This window comes from Burkholderia sp. A2 (assembly GCF_001729305.1).
Lineage (GTDB): Bacteria > Pseudomonadota > Gammaproteobacteria > Burkholderiales > Burkholderiaceae > Burkholderia > Burkholderia sola.
The window spans coordinates 259,753-278,739 of sequence record NZ_LZXX01000002.1 but is presented as its reverse complement, the minus strand read 5'-3'; the positions used below and the strand labels follow the sequence as shown (position 1 = coordinate 278,739).

Sequence of the window (18,987 nt, the reverse complement as noted above, 5' to 3'; positions counted from 1 at the left end):
CTCAGTCGGCCATCGAGCCGGCACGCGGGGTCCGGCGCAGGAGACCAACCATGGCACATCGCAACTTCCCGGGCCGGGACGGCCAGCGGCGCGCGTCGGGCAACGCGCGCGCCCTGCCCGCCCGGGCCGCGTCGGCCGGCAGCCGTTCGTCCGACGACCTCGACACCTTGCTCGCGCTCGCACGCGAGGCCGGGCTGCTCGTCACGCTCGATGGGCAGATCGGCCGCGAGAAGTATCAGAGCGTCGCGGGGTCGGTCCTCGCGTTGCAGCGATTCGCCGCGGCGCTGTCCGCGCGCAACGCAGCCGACGCGCCGGCCGCGTCGGAGCCCCGTCGCAAGGCGCGCCCCGGCTGGCCGCATGCGAATCGTTTGCGCAGCCGCACATGCGGCGCATGTGCGCCGCTCCATGTCGTGCGTCCGCATGCACGGGCGCGTCGCTGCACGGGCCGCCGGCACGACCTGCGATCGATTCTTCGCTCCCTCTGATCTGCGCACGTCACCGACGCACGGCACGGAGCCGTGCATCGGTCGCGCGTCACGACACGCCCGCCATGCGCCCTGTCCGCGACCCGTATCGAGGTGACCGCGCGCGATGACGCGCCGCTCGACGCGGCCGCATTCCAAACCATTCGTGCGGGGAAATGAATTCGACGGGGCCAGGCGGAAAGCGGACGGGGTGACTTCCACCCCGCCCGTCCTCCAAGGCAACCGTTGGTTGCCTACCCTCGTGCCAGAGAGTTTCCGGTCGGATGACGCGCCGGACAAACACGCGGCGCGGCTCCCGAACATGATGTGGCGGCGAGTGCGACAGTGATCGCCTTTCGCATGCGGGCGCGGCCACGGTCCCGCATGCATGCGAAGGCCAGTCGCGTCGGGGGACGCTTCGTCACTGTCTCACGCGATATGCGCCGCGTTTCTGATGCAGGTCAATCCGCGCCCGCTTCGATCGCGACGACGCGCGATTCATTCCGCACCGCGCACCAGCAGCACCGGCACCTGCGCGAGATGCGCGACCCGCCGCGCGACGCTGCCGATCAGCCAGGCGGCGATGCCGCGACGGCCATGCGTGCCGACCACCAGCAGCTCCGCTCGCCAGTGCACGGCATCGCGCATCAGTGCATGGGCCACATCGTCGCTGGTCGGATGCGTCTCGACGATGCCGCGCTTGGTCGGATTGCCGGTCGCATGAAACAGCGGGCCGATCTTCGCGAGCGCATCCTCGCCCTCGGCACGGTATGCATCCTCGAGCGCGCGCACCGGCACGACATCGGTCAGACGAACCGCGCGATCAACCACGTACGCCGCATACAGCAACGTCGTCGGCGCCGCGAAGCCGAGCCCGACGCGCACCGCGTGCAGCGACGGCTCGCTGCCGTCGACCGCGAACATCAGCCGCTGCAGCGGGCCGTCCGACGTCCGTGCATAGGCGGACGGCACGATCAGCAGCGCGCAGCGCGCGCGTTTCGTCAGCGTGTCCGACATCGCGCCTTCGACGAGCCGTAACAGACCGTGATGCGGATTCGCGCCGATCGCCAGCACGTCCGCGTGCCACGTCGACGTATCGTTGACCAGGGCGTCGGCAACCGAGCCGCCCGTGACCGACGTATCGACGACCACCTGTTCGACTTCGATCCCGCTGTCGGCGAACAGCGCGGCGATTCGCGCGCAGGTGGCCTGCGCTTCGCGCATCATGTCCTCGCGGGCCGACGTCAGCAGCGCGTCGATGCGCGGAATGTCTGGCAACACGAGGCGCGGATTGTCGATCGCGCAAATGATGCGCAATCGCATGCCGGGACGCAGCAGCGTGCGCACGTAACGTGCGGCGGTCAGCGATTCGGGCGTCGGATCGACGGCCAGCGCGATCCGCGCGAGCGTCGGGATGGGCTGGGCAGGCTGCATGGCGAAGGGCTCCGTGCGTGCACGTCGTCGCCGGGCGACGACGGGGCGCTTCGCGCGGCGGCGGACAGCCGCTGCGGTCGGGGATCGGCGGGATGCCACGCGAAGCGCGGACAAGCGATGCGTTCGTTCAGCATAGGCCGTCCGGCCCGCGCGCGCATGATCGCGATCAACGATCGCGAACGGTCGCGCGGCACCCCGCCCGCGCGGCTTACGACTTCGTCGGCATCGACGCGGCCGGACGGTTCGCATGGAACAGCGTGTATGCGATGCCGAGCAGTACGATCCACACCGGCCCGATCACGAGCGCGACGCGCGTATCGGGCGTGAACGCCATCAGCACGACGACCAGCGCGAGAAAGCCGAGCGCGACGAACGAACCGAGCGGAAAGAGCGGCACGCGGATCGGCAGGCGCGCGATCTGGTCGGCCGACAGCGTGCGGCGAAAACGCATCTGCGCGATCAGGATCACGCACCACGTCCAGATCGCGCCGAACGTCGACACCGACGTGAGCCACGTGAACACGTGCTGCGGCGCGAGATAGTTGAGCAACACGCCGATCAGCAGCAGCGCGACCGACACGGCCACGCCATACACGGGCACGCCGCTGCGGTTCACGCGACCGAGCGCGGCCGGCGCCTGGCCCTGCTGCGCGAGGTTGTAGAGCATCCGCGCGGTGCTGAACAGCCCGCTGTTGCACGACGACAGCGCCGCGGTCAGCACGACGAAGTTGATGATGCCGGCGGCGGCCGGAATGCCGAGCCGGGAGAACGTCATCACGAACGGGCTGCCCTGCGTGCCGATCTGGTCCCACGGATAGAGCGACATGATCACGAACAGCGCGCCGATGTAGAAAATCAGCACGCGCCAGAACACCGAATTCACGGCCTTCGTCAGCGATTTCTCCGGGTTGCGCGCCTCGCCGGCCGTGAGGCCGAGCATCTCGACGCCGAGATACGCGAACATCACGATCGGCAGCGCGGCGATCACGCCGTTGATCCCGTTCGGCATGAAGCCGCCGTGCGACCACAGGTTCGAGATGCCGGTCGCGATACCGCCGTTGCCGATGCCGAACGCGATCATCAACCCGCCGCCGATGATCATCAGCACGATCGTGACGATCTTGATCAGCGCGAACCAGAATTCGAATTCGCCATACAGTTTGACCGCGATGAAGTTCACCGAGCCCATCGCCAGCAGCGCCGCGAGCGCCCAGATCCAGTTCGGCACGCCGGGAAACCACATGTGCATGTAGACGCCGACCGCCGTGATTTCCGCCATGCAGGTGACGATCCACACGAACCAGTAGGTCCAGCCGGTCAGGTAACCGGCGAGCGGGCCGAGGTAGTCGCGCGCATAGCGGCTGAAGGCGCCGGCGACCGGGTTGGTGATCGCCATCTCGCCGAGCGCGCGCATGATCAGGAAGATCGCGAGGCCGCCCAGCAGATAGGTCAGCAGAATGGCCGGGCCGGCCGTGCGGATCGCGGTGGCCGAGCCGAGAAACAGGCCGACGCCGATCGTCGCGCCGAGCGCCATCAGATTGATGTGCCGTTCTTCCAGCCCGCGGTGCAACTGGTCTTCTGGTTGTTTCAAATTCGTCTCCTGGCGGCCGCGAGCGGGCCGCCGTCATTGTGTCGATGACAATGCGCGTCCGTTCATGCCGATTTCGGCAGCAGAAAACGAAATAATCCCTGCTGTCGATTTCCGAATGAGAAACGACGCGGATACCGCTTCAATTCGGTTGGAATTGCTGCGGATTATCCGTATTCCCCGGAACAATCTGGAAGTACGGATAGGGCCTTTCACGGAATACACCCGAGCGCCCCGCGTGACACGGCTGTGCGCGGGACGAGCGGTAACGGGATCCATCGCTTTCGGCGCGAACGAACGCGCGTCGAATGTGCGCAATCAAACGCACGCAATATGCAGGCGGGATTATAGGGACGATCGGCGGTTTCACGCCAGGCGATTTTGGGGAAAATCGCGGCAGGTGAAAGCGGTGTTGGATTGGAATGCGTGCGACGCGGCGGGCGTATTTACGGCGGGCGTATTTATTTCGACAACGTCGCCCGCACCGTATATTCGCCTTCCAGCCCACCATGATCGGGCCGCACGAAATACCGCGACGAATCCAGATCGGCCGGCAGCGGCTCGACCGGATAACCGTGCTTTTCCCACGCATCGAGGCCGCCCTTCAGCGCGCGGATGTTGTGGATCATCTTCTTGCGCTGCATCTTCGCGATGAGCCGCTTCGCGGTCGCCTCGTTCGGGCACACGCAATAGACGACGATCGGCCGCTTCAGCACTTCGGGGGCCAGCAGGTCCGGCGAATCGAGATCGACCGGCACCGCGCCGGCAATCCGGTACGGCTCGCGTTCGCGAATCGCTTTCGGCCGTGCGTCGAAGATCAGCGGCGGTTCGTCGGACGTCATCATCTCGACGAGCTGCGGCGGCGAGATGCGCACCTGCGCGAGATAGCGGCGGAACTGCACGCGGCGCACCCAGCGGTACAGCAGGAACGTGATGAAGATCGCGAGGAACGCGTCGAGGATCGTGCCGCCGCTCGCGCGCACCCACAGCACGAACTGGACGATCTGGTCGTGAATGGCCGCGCCGCCGATCAGCCAGAACGCCGCCCACAGCGACGCGCCGGCCAGATCCCAGAACAGGAACACGCCGATGCCGATCGCGGTCGTGCCGAGCAGCGGCGCCGATACGAGGCCGAGGCCCGGCAGGAATTTCGACAGCACGAGCAGCGGCGCGCCGTACCTTTCGAATACATTACGCGCGAAGCGCAGCGTCGTGTCGAGCGACAGCGAGAAGCGCACGAGGCCGTTCAGCAGGCGCCGGCCGCGCGTGCGGCCCATGAAGAACCACAGCGAATCGGCCAGCATCGTCGCGCCGATCGCCGCCGCGAACATGCTGACCCAGGACGCCTGCCCCATCGCCGCCATCGTGCCGCCGAGGATCAGCATCGGCACGGCCGGCACCGGCACGCCGAGCTGCGTGATCAACACGCTCGCGAACACGGCCCACGGGCCGAGCGACGATGGAATTGCAATGGGAAAGTGCCACACGGCGGCGCTCCTCGAAGACATGCGGGCCGCGCGACAGGGCCGTCGGTACGGCGGCGCAACGGCCGCCGCGGCATGTCCGCGACCGACCGGTGCATCCTGCGCATTCTAAACGGGTTTGGCCTCGACCGCGCGGAACACGGGCCGTCCGCACGGGCTTTGCGCCCGGCGTGACGCGACCGTGACAGTCACGCGTCCGGGCGCTGCGCAAGCTGCGCGACGTGTTCCGCGTAGTCGGGAAACTCGGCCGCCAGCGCGGCCGCATCCGCCAGCTCGAATTCCGCGAATTCGAACCCCGGCGCCACCGTGCAGCCGACGAGCGCGACGTGCTCCGGCGACGCGCAGCGCGCGCCGAACCAGCTTCCGGCCGGCACGACCGCCTGGAACACGGTGCCCGGATGCGTGAGCGGGTTGCCGAGCCGGTGAATCGTCAGCCCGTCACGCGCGTCGAGCACCCACACTTCGATCGGATCGCCTGCGTAGAAATGCCAGACCTCGTCGGAGCGGATGCGATGCCACGACGAATACGCGCCGTCGCACAGCAGGTAGTAGATCGCCGTCGATGCGGCACGTGGCGCGCCGTCGGCCGGACGCACGACCGAATCGGTCGCGCGGTAGGTTTCACGGAAATAGCCGCCCTCGGGATGCGGCTGCAGGTCGAACTGGCGAATCAGGTCGGTCGCGGAAATCGGCATGGCGGATGACGTCGGTAAGGTAGGCAACCGGCATCCGGCGGCTGACCGATCGTCGTTCTTGCGACCGGATGCCGCCGGATGTCCCTGCGTCGATCGCCGCGGCCATACGCGCGGCGAACAAGCGGACACCGGCCGATGCTGCCAGAACTGCGTGCCGGGATGCAACCGCCGACGTGCCATCACGCATCGGCGCGTATCGGTGGCACGGCGCACTACGCCATCGCGCCATGTGCGGCCAAGCGTGTGGCGCCCTGCTGCCCGTCAATGCGCGGGGAGGCGGCACCGGGCGCCGTACCGCGTCGCTTACGCGGCCGCCGACGTCCCGGCCTCGTCGTGCCGCACCAGCAGCACGGGCCGGTCGGCCGCGCGCAGCAGCGACTCCGCCACGCTGCCGAGCAACAGCCTGCGCAGACCATGCCGCCCGCTCGTGCCCATCACGACCAGATCGGCGTCGGCCTCGGCCGCCGTGCGCATCAGCACCGTCGCGATGTCCTCGCCGTACGCGTCGAGCGCGCGCACCGTGCCTCGCACATGCTGCTGCGCGAGCGCGGCTTTCGCGTCCTCGAGCACCGGCGTCGCGGCATCGGTCGCGGCGACGTCGCCGTCGCGCTCGGCCGCGAAGCCGGCGTCGACGTCAACGAGCTGCGGCCGATGTTCGACGACGTACGCACACGTCACTTCGCCGCCGGACGCGGTCGCGATCCGGATCGCCTCGTTCAGCGCGAGACGCGCGCTCGGGCTGCCGTCGAGCCCGACGAAAATCCGCTTGTACATAGTCCGTCCCTCCGACCGGCCGTGCGTCGCGCGTTGCGCCACCACGGCCCGTTACCGCGAGCCGGCCCGGCGCCGGCTTGCCTGCCGAACAGTCTGCCCCACATGCCGATGCGTGCGTTGACGCGCGTCAAGCGTGGCCGGCGCGCCTGCGGCTGCACGCCGTTTGCCGCAATTTCAACTGCCCCCATTACAAAAAATGTGTAAAACGCGCACAATTTCGTCCTGAAAATAGTCGTTGCACGCAGCCGGTGCGAGTTTCCCCGGTTTTGCCGCGCTGCCCGCGTGCCCCGGGCAGCCCGAACAACAGAATGGCCATCGAATGACCGTCAGTGGAACCCCGACGCGGGACGCCCGAGAGCCCACGCGCCTCGAGATCATGTTACGCCAGCCGTTCGCGGCCGGCGTCGTTGCGCTGTGCGCGGGCGCCGTGCTGTCGCTCGGCGTCGCGCTGCTCGTGCGCGAGCAGTGGCAAACCGCCGTTCATACGCGTTTCGAGCGTCGGACGACGCACGTGACCGCGATGCTGCGGCATGAACTGCAGGCCGGTGTCGCCGTGCTCGAAGGTGCGCGCGGCGCGTTCGGCCTCGTCCCGGACATGACGCCCGGCCAATGGCGCCGGTATGCGGAGACGCTCGATCTCGACAGCGGCCGCTCGCCGGTCCGGCAGATCGGCTATGCGCCGCTGACGCGCGCGGCGCGCGGCGCGCTGGCCGGCGCGAAGCCGCTGCCGGCCGATCCGCTCGCGGCAGCGACGCTCAGCGCCCCCGTCTCGAATTCGCCGGTCGTGCGCTTCGGCGCGTCCGACGCGGCGCCGCTCACGCGCGCGCTGCGGACCGGCGATATCGCGCTCGGCGTCCACCCTGCCGACGACGACGCGTCCCGCGACGCCCGCACCCTGACGCTGTTCCTGCCCGTGACGACCTCGCCGGTGGCCGCCGCCACGCCGTCCGGCACGCGCGAAGCCGGTGTCGACGGGATGCTGTTCGCGGCGCTGAGCCCGCGGCGTCTGGTCGAGCGCGCGCTCGACGCCGAACGCGGGATCGATATGTGGATGACCGCCAGCGGCGATTCGCGCGCGATCGTCAGCGTCGAGACGACGACCGACGAAGCGTCGGCGTCGCCCGACCTGATGCGGCGCACCGACGTGCTGAATTTCGGCGGCACCGCGCTGACGCTCGCCTATTCCGCGGACGGCCGGCCGAGCGCGACCGGCGCGCAGCGGGCGGCCGGCACCGTGCTCGCGGCCGGGCTGATCGCGTCGTTCGGGTTCGCGGCGCTCGTCCATGCGCTGCTGCGCGGCCGGGCCGATGCCGGCGCGAGCAGCCGCGGCAGCCTCAACGAGGCGCGGATGATGGGCATCATCCGTTCGTCGATGGAAGCGATCATCACGATCGACGAGAAGCAGACGGTCGTGATCTTCAATCCGATGGCCGAGCAGGTGTTCGGCGTGTCGGCGATGGAGGCGATCGGCGCGCCGCTGTCGCGCTTCATTCCCGAGCGGTTCCGCGCGGCGCACGCGAAACACGTCGACCAGTTCGGCGTGACGGGCGTGTCCGAGCGGCAGATGGGCCGCCAGCGCGTGCTGTTCGGCTTGCGGGCCAACGGCGACGAGTTCCCGATCGAAGCGTCGATCTCGCAGATCCGCGACGCGTCGGGCAAGCTTTATACGGTAATGCTGCGCGACATCACCGAGCGGCTGCGGGCCGAGAACGCGCTGAAGCAATCGCGCGAGGAATTGCGCGAACTGTCGGCGAACCTGCAGAACGTGCGCGAAGAGGAAAAGACCCGCATCGCGCGCGAGCTGCACGACGACCTCGGGCAGCAGCTCACCGCGCTGAAGATGGACCTGTCGGTCGTCGAACAGCAACTGCGCATGCCCGGCCGCGCGCAGCCCGACGCAGGCCTGCAGACGCATCTGCAAGGCATGCGGCGGCTGATCGACGCGACCGTCGCGTCGGTGCGGCGCATCGCGGCCGACCTGCGGCCGGTGATGCTCGACGACCTCGGCCTCGTGCCCGCGATCGAATGGCTCGCGAACGATTTCACGAACCGCTACGGGATCGATGTCGAGCGCCACATCGAAACGGGGGGCCTCACGTTCACCAGCACGGGCGCGACCACGCTGTTCCGGATCGTCCAGGAAGCGCTGACGAACGTCGCGCGCCATGCGGATGCGACGCGCGTGGCGTTGCGGCTCGACATCGAGGAAGGCAATTGCGTGCTGCGCGTCGCGGACAACGGCCGCGGCGCGGCGCCCGGCGGCCCGGCTCACGAGGACAAGTCGTTCGGCCTGATCGGCATTCGCGAACGCGCACACATGCTGGGCGGCACCGTGACCATCGACACCGCGCTCGCGCGCGGTTTCTCGATTACCGTCTCGTTTCCGCTCGGCACCGTTCAACAGGACACGCTCATCACATGATCAAGGTGCTCATCGCCGACGACCATACGCTCGTACGCGACGGTCTGCGGCACATCCTCCAGAACGCCACCGGATTCGAGGTGGCCGGCGAAGCCTGCGACGGCCCGTCGACGATCGCGCTGGTGCGGGCGACGCCCGCGCAGGTACTCGTGCTCGACCTGTCGATGCCGGGCCGCAACGGCGTCGAACTGATCAAGCAGATCAAGGACGAGAAGCCCGCGCTGCGCGTGCTCGTGCTGACGATGCACGCGGAGCAGCAATACGCGGTGCGTGCGTTCCGCGCGGGCGCGTCCGGCTATCTGACGAAGGAAAGCGCGAGCGCGGAGCTGGTCGGCGCGGTCACGAAAGTGGCGTCGGGCGGCGTCTACGTGAGCCTCGCGATGGCCGAGCAGTTCGCGCAGAGCCTGAACGAGCCGGCCGAAACGCTGCCGCACCAGCGGCTGTCCGACCGCGAATTCGACGTGTTCCGGCGGATCGCCGCCGGCCAGACGCTGACCGAGATCGCGAATGCGCTGTGCGTGAGCGCGAAGACGGTCAGCACCTACAAGACCCGGATCCTGGAAAAGATGCAGATGCCGCACGAAGCGGCGCTCGTGCGTTACGCGATGCGGCACAAGCTGCTCGACGAAACGGACGACGTGTAACGGACGACGTGTAACCGACGTGGCGCGCGCCTCGGCAGGCCCGCGCACGACGCGTTACTTCGCGGGCACCGGGCACGCGAGGTCGCCCTCCTCGCAGGACAGATAGCCTTTCAGCGTTTCGGTGCGCGCTTTGGTCAGGTCGTCGAGGCAGGTCGATACGACCATCGGGTACGCACTGCCGCCCTCGGCATTCGCGCTCGAGAAATGGCATTCGGCGTCGCGGTACGCGATCCACGCGCGCTGCGCGTCCACGAGCTTGTCGGCAAGCGGCCGCGCGTCGCGCAGGCGCGCGGTGACGGCCTGGTAGATCCGGTTCAGTTCCCCGTCGGATTTCTTGTACGCGCGATCGGCACACGCCGTCATCGTCGCCTGATCCGTCGCGTCCGCACAATTCGCCTGCGCATGGGCGACGCTCGCCGCCAGCGCCAGCGAGCCCAGCAGACCGGTCAAGACACGCATGGATGCTCCTTGTTGTTCGTTGAAGTGTGGAACCCGGTGTCTTGTTGCGCCCCGTGTGCATGGGTCGCGCCACCGCGGCGACATCGACGGCGATGCTAGCGCACGCGCGGCGGATTGTCAGCGGGGTGCCGGGCTGACGCCCGAGATGCGATTTCGCTGGTTGTCGTGTTTTCCTGACGGCGAGCGCATCCGACCGTTGCGCATCCATTGAAAAAGCCCGCACTCGTCACTGAAACGAGTGCGGGCTTTCTCGACATGCTTCCGGCCACGGCCCCAAGGGCCGCGACACAACAGCCGGCTTAGTGGCCGAAGTACACCGACGAGCGGTCGTTGACGGCCGGCACGACCGCGCGCTGGCCCGACTGCGACGTCGCGACCGGGTTCGAACCGTAGCCGGTTGCGTCGGCTTGCGCGCCAGTGTTCTGCGCGGCGGCGATCTTGGCCTGGGCGGCCTGGATGTTTTCCGGATAGTTGATCCAGTCGTTCGGGTTGTAGCCGGCCTTTTCGAGCTGGACCAGCTCGGCGCGCACTTGCGCGCGCGTCAGCGGCTGCGGGTTCGATTGGGCGAACGAGACGACCGGTGCGGCCACCAGGGCGGCCAGTGCAACTGCCTTGATCAGCGATTTCATGATGCGTTACCTCCAGGATTGTTTTGTCAGGCGCTTCGGACTCGGGGTCGTTGCGCATGAGTAGAAGTCTAGGAGGCGCGACTATCAGGGTAAATACTTAAATCGCAAATTCACTGTTGATCGAAACCGTACAATCGCACGGGAATAACGCAATTCATCAGACGATTATCGACGCTCGCGCACCGAATGCCGCGCTTCGGCATCCAGCACGCTCGGCAGCGCGTCAGCGCAGGCGAACGGTATTCACCGATGCCATCTGCCTGTCGAACAGCAACGCCTTGAGGCGCACCCGATCGTCGGCATCGATGTCGCCGAACGCCGCATGATGCAGCGTCAGCGTCGGGGCCGCCGGGTCGGCATGCACGGCCCGCACCGTGCCGTCGAGCGCCAGTTGCTCGACGCGGCCGCCGGTTTCGTACGGAAGCAGCACGCGCAACGGCTCGCCGGTGGCGGCGATCGGCCGGTCGACGGCGATCGACAAGCCGCTCAGGCTGATGTCGTGCACCATCCCGATGCTTTCCGCCCCCTGCGTCGCGCCGCTGCAGCAGGCCGCGATGCGCACCGGCACGCGTGGCTCCGCGCGCGCACGCAGCCGCTCGACGAAGCCGGGCGGCGACAGGATCATGAACGGCGCGGCGCCCGATGCGTGCACCGATTCGACCGTCGCGCCGAAACGGAATACCGCGGCAGCGCCGATCGCCACCGCTTCGATGTCGTCGCCGCGTGCAAACTCGAGCGCGGCGGCGGGTTGCGGTTCGACGAACAGCGCGCCCGACGCACCGACGCCGATCAACCGGCAGCGTTGCAGCGCGCGCGCCGTGCCGACCCGGCGGCGAATGCCGATCGCGGCGCCCGCCGACAAGGCCATGCGCGTGGCGGGTGTGCCCACCGTCCCGGGCACGCTCGGCTCGGTGTCGGCGTCCTCGCGGCGGCGTACGGGGTGGAAATGGTCGAACAGGAAAGCATGCTGCGCGGCATCCTGCAGCGTCGTGCCGGCCGGCAGGAGCGCGGTGCCGTCGGCGTCGTAGAGGTCGAAGCCGAGCGGGACGCCGGCGGAAAGATCGTCGCGCGCGAGCGCGACGTAGTCGGTGGAAAGCCGCATCGGAGAAGCGCGGAGCGACCGCGCGAGCTATCGTGACAACTTGATTACGGCAACATCGCGCGGATCTGAACGGCTTCGTTACTGCGAAGCGCCCGTGGTATCGGGCGCGGCCGGCACCGGCACTGGCGGAGCGGGAGCGGGAACCGGAGCCGGCACGGCCGACGGCGCCGCGCCGATCCCGACGCTGCTTCCGCTCGTCATGCTGGCGCCTGCCGGCGGCTGCGCAGGCTGCGATGCACCCGCCGACAGCGCGGCGGCCGACGCGGCCACTTCGGACGCCGGCACCCATTCCTCGACGATGCCGCCGGACGCGGCATCCGGCGCCGATACGGCCGAAGCCGCCGATGCCGCCTCTTCGTCGGTCTCGGCCGGGCGCTCGATACGCTGCGTCCTGACCGGTGCGGGCGCCTTCTTCGGCTCGGGCGGAAACCACGTATCGAACAGGTCGGTCACGCGCTCGCGCAGCGATCCGAACCAGCCCGGCGACGGCTCGGTATCGAATTTCGCCTTCGTATCGACGATCCGGGCGCGCTGCGCGCGCTGGAAGAAATCGCCGACGATCGGCAGCGCGCTGTGCGCGCCCTGCCCCCAGTAATCGCTGCGCAGCGTCACGCGGCCGTCGTCGAATCCGACCCACGCGCCGGCGACGAGGCCCGGCTGCATCAGGATGAACCAGCCGTCCGCGTTGTCCTGCGTCGTGCCGGTCTTGCCGGCCACGTCGCCGCGGATCCCGAAGCGCGTGCGGATGCTGCCGCCCGTGCCGCGCGTCACGACGTCGCGCATCACGTCGAGCAGCGTCTTGTCGGTTTCGGCATCGAGCGCGCGCTCGGGCGGCGCCGGCGCGTATTCGGCGAGCACCTCGCCCTGGCGGTTCTCGATACGCGTCACCATCTGCGGTTCGACGTACAGCCCGCCGTTGGCGATCGTCGCGTACGACACGACCATTTCCTTCAGCGTGACGGGGCTCGTGCCGAGCGCGAGCGACGGCACGCGTTCGAGCGGACTTTCGCGCACGCCCATGTCCCGCGCCAGCCGCGCGACGGCGGCCGGCCCGACCTTCTCCATCACCTGCGCGGTGATCCGGTTGCGTGACAGCGCGACGGCGTCGCGCAGCGTCATCGGCTTGCCGGTCGGCGGCGCATCATCGTTCGGCCGCCAGATCTCCCCGCCCTTCAGCGGGATCTCGACCGGCTGGTCGATAAACGTATCCTCCGGCTTCATCCCGCCCGCGAACGCGGCGCCATAGACGAACGGCTTGAACGTCGAGCCCGGCTGGCGCCGCGCCTGCGCGACGTGGTCGAACGGCTCGCGGGTGAAGTCGCGGCTGCCGACCCACGCGCGGATCTGCCCGTCGCGCGGATCGATCGCGAGGAAGCCGGCCTGCACGTCGGTCTTCGCCTTGCACAGCGCGTGCAGGAAGCCGCGGTCGGCCGCGAGCATCTTCATCGCCGCGGCATCGTCCTTGCCGGCATCCTGCGCGGCCTTGTACTCGGGCGATTCGCGCATGAACGTGCGGAATACCTCGTTGTCGGTGCCGCAGCCGTCGCGGCCGCTCCACGCGTTGTTCGCGATGCCCTGCAGCTGATTGCCCTGCAGCGTGAGCGCCTGCGTCGCCATCTGCTGGAGCCGCGAATCGATCGTCGTGCGCACGATCAGCCCGTCCGAGTAGATGTTGTAGTCGTTGCGATCGGCCCACGCGATCAGCCACTTGCGCAACTGCTGCGCGAAATGCGGCGCCGGCCCGGGCGGCTCCTTCTGGCGCTCGAAGTCGATGCGCAGCGGCCGGCGCTGCAGCTGCGCGAACTGCGCCGGCGACAGCTTGCCGTACTTCACCATCTGGCCGAGCACCGTGTTGCGCCGCTGCAGCGCGCGCTCGGGGTTCAGCACCGGGTTGTAGTAGCTGTTGCCCTTCAGCATCCCGACGAGCGTCGCGCTGTCGAGCACGTCGAGTTCGTCGGCCGACTTGTCGAAATAGGTGCGCGCGGCCATCTCGACGCCGTACGCGTTGTACAGGAACGGCACCGTGTTCAGGTAGGTCTCGAGGATCTGGTCCTTGCTGTAGACGGCCTCGATCTTCAGCGCGGTGATCGCCTCCTTCACCTTGCGCGTGAGCGTCGGCGCGCGGCCGATCTCGTCCGGATACAGGTTGCGCGCGAGCTGCTGCGTGATTGTCGAGCCGCCCTGGCGGCTGCCCGAGAACGTATGGAGCGCGGCCGACGCGGTGCGCTTCCAGTCGAGGCCGTGGTGTTCGTAGAAGCGGTGATCCTCGGTCGCGATCAGCGCGTCGACCATGTGCGGCGAGATCTGCTTGAGCGACACCCATTCGCGGTTCGACGGCTTGAATTCGGCCAGCAGCTTGCCGTCGGCGGACAGCACCTGCGCGGGCTGGTCGACGCGCGCCTTGCGGATGTCGCCGATGCCCGGCGTGAACGGGATGAGCGCGACCACGTACACCGCGAACAGGGCCGGCACGGCGGCGGCCGCGAGCAGCGCGCCACGGCGCGTCGGGTGGCGGACATGGCGCCACGCGGTGGCGGCGAGAGGCTTGACCCGCGCGACGGCGGCCGCCGCGACGGGTTGGGCGCGCGCGACCCATCTGGCACACAAGGCACGCACTGACGACACGTTTCGGCGATTCACGCGGGTGGAGCTCGGCTGAAAAGGCTGCATCGTACCAAACTCGCGCGGCCGACCGGCCCGCGGCGGCCCTGGGCCGGCACACGCGGGGCGGGATGACGACGGCGCTCGCGCAAAAAAGGCGCGTGTCCGGCAACCGGAGCGACGCGCCAAACCTGGTACGACAACCTGAACGCCGCGCGACGGGGCGCGACAGCGGCGCGAGCCGCGCCGCGGCTCAGCGCACGAGAAATCCGTACGTGAGCGGATCGCGCTCGTCGACGATCCAGTTCGCGAACCCGCAGATATGCGCGCTGCCTTCCACTTCCGGGATCACGGCCGGGATGTCGCCGACCGTCGTTTCGCGCAGCACGCGGCCCTTGAAGACCGTGCCGACGATCGATTCGTTGACGAGCGTATCGTCTGCGGCGAGCAGCCCGCGCTGGTAGAGCTGCGCGACGCGGCCGCCGGTGCCGGAACCGGTCGGCGAGCGGTCGACCTCGCGATCCGCGAACACGCAGCAGTTCGCCTGCGTCGAACCCGCGTGGCGCGGCGCGTTCGCGATGATCGTGCCGTAGATATGGTTGATTTCCGGGATCTCCGGATGCGCGACCGGATATTTCGCGTTCGCGGCGGCCTTCACCTCGGCGCCGAAGCGAATCAGTTTCTCGACCGCCGATTCGCGCACCGGCAGGTCGAACGGCGCGCCGTCGACGTAGAAATAGAACGCGCCGCCATACGCGATGTCGCCGGTCACGGTGCCAAACGACGGCGTGTCGACCGACACGTCGCGCCGCCAGATGAACGACGGCACGTTGACGAAGCGCACGGGCCCCGCATGCTCGCCATCCCACCGGACGAACGCCTCGATGAAGCCGCACGGCGCGTCGATGCCGATCCGCGTTTCCGGCACCGTGCGCTGCACCCAGCCGAGTTCGACGGCCGCGGTCGACAGCGCGATCACGCCATGTCCGCAATGGTCGCTGTAGCCTTCGTTGTGCACGAAGATCACGCCGAAATCGGCGTTCGGCGAGACGGGCTCGGTCAGATAGCCGCCGTACATGTCGGCGTGGCCGCGCGGTTCGAACATCAGCGCACGGCGAATCTCGTCGGCGTGCTCCTCGAGCCACGCGCGGCGCTGGACGATCGTGTCGCCGGGCAGGCGCGGCAACCCGCTCGTGACGATGCGGAACGCCTCGCCGCCGGTGTGCACTTCGACGGTGGACAGGGATCGGGAAATTTTCATGGCGGATCGGATGCGTTGAAACGAAAGACGGCGGCACGGCCGCCGTCCGATGAGAGGCGCGCGGCAATTACTTCGCGTACGGTGCCGGCAGCCCGTTGCGGATCACGTAGACGGTGGTCGGCGCGCCCTTCAGGTCGCCGTTCGCGTCGAACGAATAGGTGCCTGCGACGCCCGCGTAGTTCGACTTCGCGAGCTGCGCGCTCAGCTTCGCCTTGTCGGTGGTCGTGCCGGCCTTGACCATCGCGTCGGCGAGCAGCTTCACGCCGTCGTAGTAGTTGACGCCGTAGACCTGCGTATCGGTGTGATAGGCGTCGTGGTACTTCTTCAGGAATTCGCGCCCGGCCGGCGTCTTCTCGAGCGCGACGCCGCCCTGCGCGCAATAGACGATCGACGCGGCCTCGCCCGCGACCTTGCCCATGTCGGCCGAACAGATGCCGTCGCCGCCGAGCAGCTTCGCGCGCAAGCCGCGCTGCTTCATCTGCTTGGCCATCGGCGCGCCCTGCGCCGCATAGCCGCCGAGGAAGATCACGTCGGGGTTGGCGGCCTTGATCTTGGTGAGAATGCCGAGGAAATCGGTGGCCGACGAGTTCGTGTATTCCTGGTCGACGATCTTGATCCCGTTCGCCTTCGCGACGTTCATGAATTGCTCGGCGACGCCCTGCCCGTACGCGGTGCGATCGTCGATCACGGCGGCGGTTTTCGCGTTCAGCGTCTTCGCGGCGAACGTGGCCATCGTGCCGCCGAGCTGCTCGTCGCTCGCGCCGATCCGGAAGATGTTCTTGAAGCCCTGCTTCGTCAGCGCCGGGTTCGACGCAACCGGCAGGATCGGCACCCCGGCAGTCGAATACACGCGCGAAGCCGGGATCGCGACGCCCGAGTTGTACGGCCCGAGCACCGCGACGACGCCTTTATCGACGAGGTTCTGCGCGACCTGCACGCCTGCCTTCGGATCGGCCTGGTCGTCTTCGGAAACCAGTTTGAAGGTCACGGTCTTCCCGCCGACCTTCACGCCGGCCTTGTTGAGCTCGTCGATCGCGAGCCGCGCGCCGTTTTCGTTGTCCTTGCCGTTGGCGGCCTGCGGGCCCGTGAGCGGCGCCGAGTGGCCGATCATCACGACTTCCTGCGCATGAGCGGAAGTCAGCGCGCCGGCGGCAACCGCCACCGAAAACGCGGTCACGAGGTGTCGCATGATGTCTCCTGATTGGTTTTGTGTGAAACCAATGTAGGACATGCGTGGTCACATCTCAAGCAATTTCAAAATAATTATCGGGATTTTGGTCATATTGAAGACCAACGTCAACGCCCACGCCAACGCCAACGGCGGGCCGGGCGCATCATTTCGGCGCAATGTCGCGCCGCACGCGGCGAATGTGCTGTTCGACATAGAACGCGGCCGCATCGGCATCCCCGGACACGATCGCCTCATAGATCAGCCGATGCTCGGACACGTAGAGCCGGATCCGGCCCGCGTCGTAGATACCGTCGTCCTTCAGCCGCTTCCACAGCGGCTGATCCATCGTCTTCGCGACTTCGTCCGCGATCTTCACGATCAACGCGTCGCCGGTCATCAGCGCGAGCTGCCGGTGGAACAGACGGTCGCTCTCGTTCCACAGCGCGCGCTGATGCGGATCGTCGACGTCGGTGATGGTTTCCATCTGCGCGAGATAGCGCTCGGCGCCGGGGTCGGCGCGGCCATGGGCGGCCGCGAGGCGCGCGATCGCGGGCTCGAGGATCAGCCGCACGTCGAGCGTCGACGTCGGGCTGAAGTCCGCCTCGGATGCCGCGTGCGCGTCGCCGCGCTGGGCGAGCACGTCGAGCGGGGCCGCGACGACGTAGGTACCCGAATTGCGCTTCGTGAACACGAGCCCTTCGTTCTGCAGCGCGCCGAGCGCTTCGCGCACGGCCGGCCGGCCGACCTGGAACAGCGCCGCGAGCTCGCGCTCGGACGGCAGCCGCGACTCGGCCGCGTAGCGCCCCGCGCGGATCTCGTCGCGGATCTTTTCGGCTACCTGCTCGTAGATCTGCAGCGGCCTGAAACCGCCTTCGAGTGAGTCGGGACGCGCGGACATCATCGTGTGGCTCCTGCCCGTTCGCGGGCGTGGATCTGGAATGGGTTCGCACTATACCGGAGCGGCGGGCGCAGCGCGGCAGCGGCGAGCCTTCTGGCCAGATATTAGAACCAAAATCGATGGGGCGCTTTATTTTCTGGGTTGCAGGCGCGCCAACAAGTGGTATAAATTCGATCCACACTGCCCTGTGTCACGGTACCCGGCAGACCCGCGGCGGCCGCGGCATGCGCCCGCCGTCCACGCTCACCGACGCCCCGACGTACACGATGACCGCCTTTTCCCCGATTCCCGTTTTCGATGCGGCCGACACGGCCGCGCTGCTCGACTACCCGGCGCTGCTCGCCACGCTCAGGCAAGCGGTCGTCGACTATGCGGCAGGCGACATCGTCAGCCCCGAACGCCTGGTCGTGCCGCTGCAAGGCGGCGGTGTGATGCTGTCGATGCCGTCGAGCGCACACGACCTGGCGAGCCACAAGCTCGTGAACGTGTGTCCCGGCAACGGCGCACGCGGGCTGCCGACGATTCTCGGCCAGGTCACCGCGTACGACGCGACGACCGGCGAAATGCGCTTCGCGCTCGACGGCCCGACCGTCACGGGCCGCCGCACGGCGGCGATCACCGCGCTCGGCATCCAGGCGCTGCATGGCGCCGCGCCGCGCGACATCCTGCTGATCGGCACCGGCAAGCAGGCGGTCAATCACGCGGAAGCGTTCGCGGCGATCTTTCCGGACGCGCGCCTTCACGTGCGCGGCACGAGCGCGGACAGCGCGGCCGCCTTCTGCGCCGCCCACCGCGCGCATGCGCGTCGACTCGCGCCGCTCGACGGCGACGCGATTCCCGACGCGATCGACGTGGTCGTCACGCTGACGACGAGCCGCACGCCCGTCTACCGCGAAGCCGCGCGCGAAGGCCGGCTCGTGGTCGGCGTCGGCGCGTTTACCGCGGATGCCGCCGAGATCGACGCGAACACGGTGCGGGGCAGCCGGCTCGTCGTCGACGATCCGGCCGGCGCGCGCCACGAAGCCGGCGACCTGATCGTCGCGCAGGTCGACTGGCAGCACGTCGCATCGCTCGCCGACGTGCTGAACGGCGCCTTCGCCCGCGGCGGCCCGCTGCTGTTCAAGAGCGTCGGCTGCGCCGCGTGGGACCTGGCCGCATGCCGCACCGCGCGCGACGCGCTGGCCGCGCGCCGCGCCGGCTGACCGGGCCGCGCAACCGGTCGCGCCGCTCACGCGGCATCGCATCGTCGGATTCATACCGGCGATTTCCCGTACGCGGTGTAGGAAACGCCCTACACCGCGTCGAAGCGGCCTACACGAAGTTCCAATTCGGCCGATTTCAATTTCGGCGGCGCACCACGA

Annotated in this window: 16 protein-coding genes; 4 read left to right on the top strand and 12 right to left on the bottom strand. The window is 68.4% G+C overall.

Annotated features, from left to right (window positions below; all coding sequences use genetic code 11):
* Positions 1-50: 50 nt before the first annotated feature.
* Positions 51-485 carry a hypothetical protein gene (locus A9Z05_RS01240; RefSeq protein ID WP_069616550.1) on the top strand — a complete coding sequence of 145 codons (435 nt, stop codon included), beginning with the start codon at positions 51-53 and terminating at the stop codon, positions 483-485.
* A gap of 477 nt (positions 486-962) precedes the next feature.
* Here A9Z05_RS01240 and A9Z05_RS01235 read toward each other — a convergent pair whose 3' ends face one another.
* From A9Z05_RS01235 to A9Z05_RS01215, 5 genes are all read right to left on the bottom strand, one after another.
* On the bottom strand, positions 963-1,898 hold the full coding sequence (locus A9Z05_RS01235; protein ID WP_069616549.1) for a universal stress protein: 936 nt from the start codon (positions 1,896-1,898) through the stop codon (positions 963-965).
* A gap of 208 nt (positions 1,899-2,106) precedes the next feature.
* Positions 2,107-3,489 (bottom strand): amino acid permease, encoded by a 1,383-nt coding sequence (locus tag A9Z05_RS01230; protein WP_069616548.1) that lies wholly within the window; start codon positions 3,487-3,489, stop codon positions 2,107-2,109.
* A gap of 458 nt (positions 3,490-3,947) precedes the next feature.
* Complete coding sequence (locus A9Z05_RS01225; protein ID WP_069616547.1) at positions 3,948-4,973, bottom strand: DedA family protein/thiosulfate sulfurtransferase GlpE; 1,026 nt, start codon at positions 4,971-4,973, stop codon at positions 3,948-3,950.
* A 185-nt stretch (positions 4,974-5,158) separates the two neighbouring features.
* Positions 5,159-5,665, bottom strand: a complete 507-nt coding sequence (locus A9Z05_RS01220; RefSeq protein ID WP_069616546.1) for a cupin domain-containing protein — start codon at positions 5,663-5,665, stop codon at positions 5,159-5,161.
* 303 nt (positions 5,666-5,968) lie between these two features.
* The gene (locus A9Z05_RS01215) at positions 5,969-6,439 is read right to left on the bottom strand and encodes a universal stress protein (RefSeq protein ID WP_069616545.1); all 471 of its coding nucleotides are present in this window, start codon (positions 6,437-6,439) and stop codon (positions 5,969-5,971) included.
* A 319-nt stretch (positions 6,440-6,758) separates the two neighbouring features.
* Here A9Z05_RS01215 and A9Z05_RS01210 point away from each other — a divergent pair, with 319 nt between their 5' ends.
* A complete protein-coding gene (locus tag A9Z05_RS01210; protein ID WP_069616544.1) occupies positions 6,759-8,861 on the top strand; it encodes a PAS domain S-box protein in 2,103 nt (700 codons plus the stop codon).
* The gene (locus A9Z05_RS01205; protein WP_006483707.1) at positions 8,858-9,505 is read left to right on the top strand and encodes a response regulator transcription factor; all 648 of its coding nucleotides are present in this window, start codon (positions 8,858-8,860) and stop codon (positions 9,503-9,505) included. The genes A9Z05_RS01210 and A9Z05_RS01205 overlap by 4 nt, the downstream gene beginning before the upstream one ends.
* Positions 9,506-9,559: 54 nt before the next feature.
* Here the strand turns inward: A9Z05_RS01205 and A9Z05_RS01200 are convergent, their stop codons facing one another.
* The 7 genes from A9Z05_RS01200 to A9Z05_RS01170 all read right to left on the bottom strand — a co-directional run bounded on the left by A9Z05_RS01200 (position 9,560) and on the right by A9Z05_RS01170 (position 17,629).
* Positions 9,560-9,964, bottom strand: coding sequence for a lysozyme inhibitor LprI family protein (locus A9Z05_RS01200; protein ID WP_069616543.1), 405 nt, complete (start codon positions 9,962-9,964; stop codon positions 9,560-9,562).
* Between the two features lie 299 nt (positions 9,965-10,263).
* Entirely contained in the window at positions 10,264-10,593 is a 330-nt protein-coding gene (locus A9Z05_RS01195) for a DUF4148 domain-containing protein (protein WP_069616542.1), read from the bottom strand.
* Positions 10,594-10,816: 223 nt separating this feature from the next.
* Positions 10,817-11,695 carry a flagellar brake protein gene (locus A9Z05_RS01190; protein ID WP_069616541.1) on the bottom strand — a complete coding sequence of 293 codons (879 nt, stop codon included), beginning with the start codon at positions 11,693-11,695 and terminating at the stop codon, positions 10,817-10,819.
* Positions 11,696-11,773: 78 nt separating this feature from the next.
* Entirely contained in the window at positions 11,774-14,365 is a 2,592-nt protein-coding gene (locus A9Z05_RS01185) for a penicillin-binding protein 1A (protein ID WP_069616540.1), read from the bottom strand.
* A gap of 184 nt (positions 14,366-14,549) precedes the next feature.
* Complete coding sequence (gene lhpH / locus A9Z05_RS01180; protein WP_069616539.1) at positions 14,550-15,557, bottom strand: trans-3-hydroxy-L-proline dehydratase; 1,008 nt, start codon at positions 15,555-15,557, stop codon at positions 14,550-14,552.
* 67 nt (positions 15,558-15,624) lie between these two features.
* Entirely contained in the window at positions 15,625-16,746 is a 1,122-nt protein-coding gene (locus A9Z05_RS01175) for a branched-chain amino acid ABC transporter substrate-binding protein (RefSeq protein WP_069616538.1), read from the bottom strand.
* Positions 16,747-16,891: 145 nt separating this feature from the next.
* Positions 16,892-17,629: a FadR/GntR family transcriptional regulator gene (locus A9Z05_RS01170; RefSeq protein WP_069616537.1), complete on the bottom strand. Its 738-nt coding sequence runs from the start codon at positions 17,627-17,629 to the stop codon at positions 16,892-16,894.
* A 263-nt stretch (positions 17,630-17,892) separates the two neighbouring features.
* Between A9Z05_RS01170 and lhpI the strand changes: the two genes are divergently transcribed.
* Positions 17,893-18,828 carry a bifunctional Delta(1)-pyrroline-2-carboxylate/Delta(1)-piperideine-2-carboxylate reductase gene (lhpI, locus tag A9Z05_RS01165; protein WP_069616600.1) on the top strand — a complete coding sequence of 312 codons (936 nt, stop codon included), beginning with the start codon at positions 17,893-17,895 and terminating at the stop codon, positions 18,826-18,828.
* The last annotated feature ends 159 nt before the right edge of the window (positions 18,829-18,987 follow it).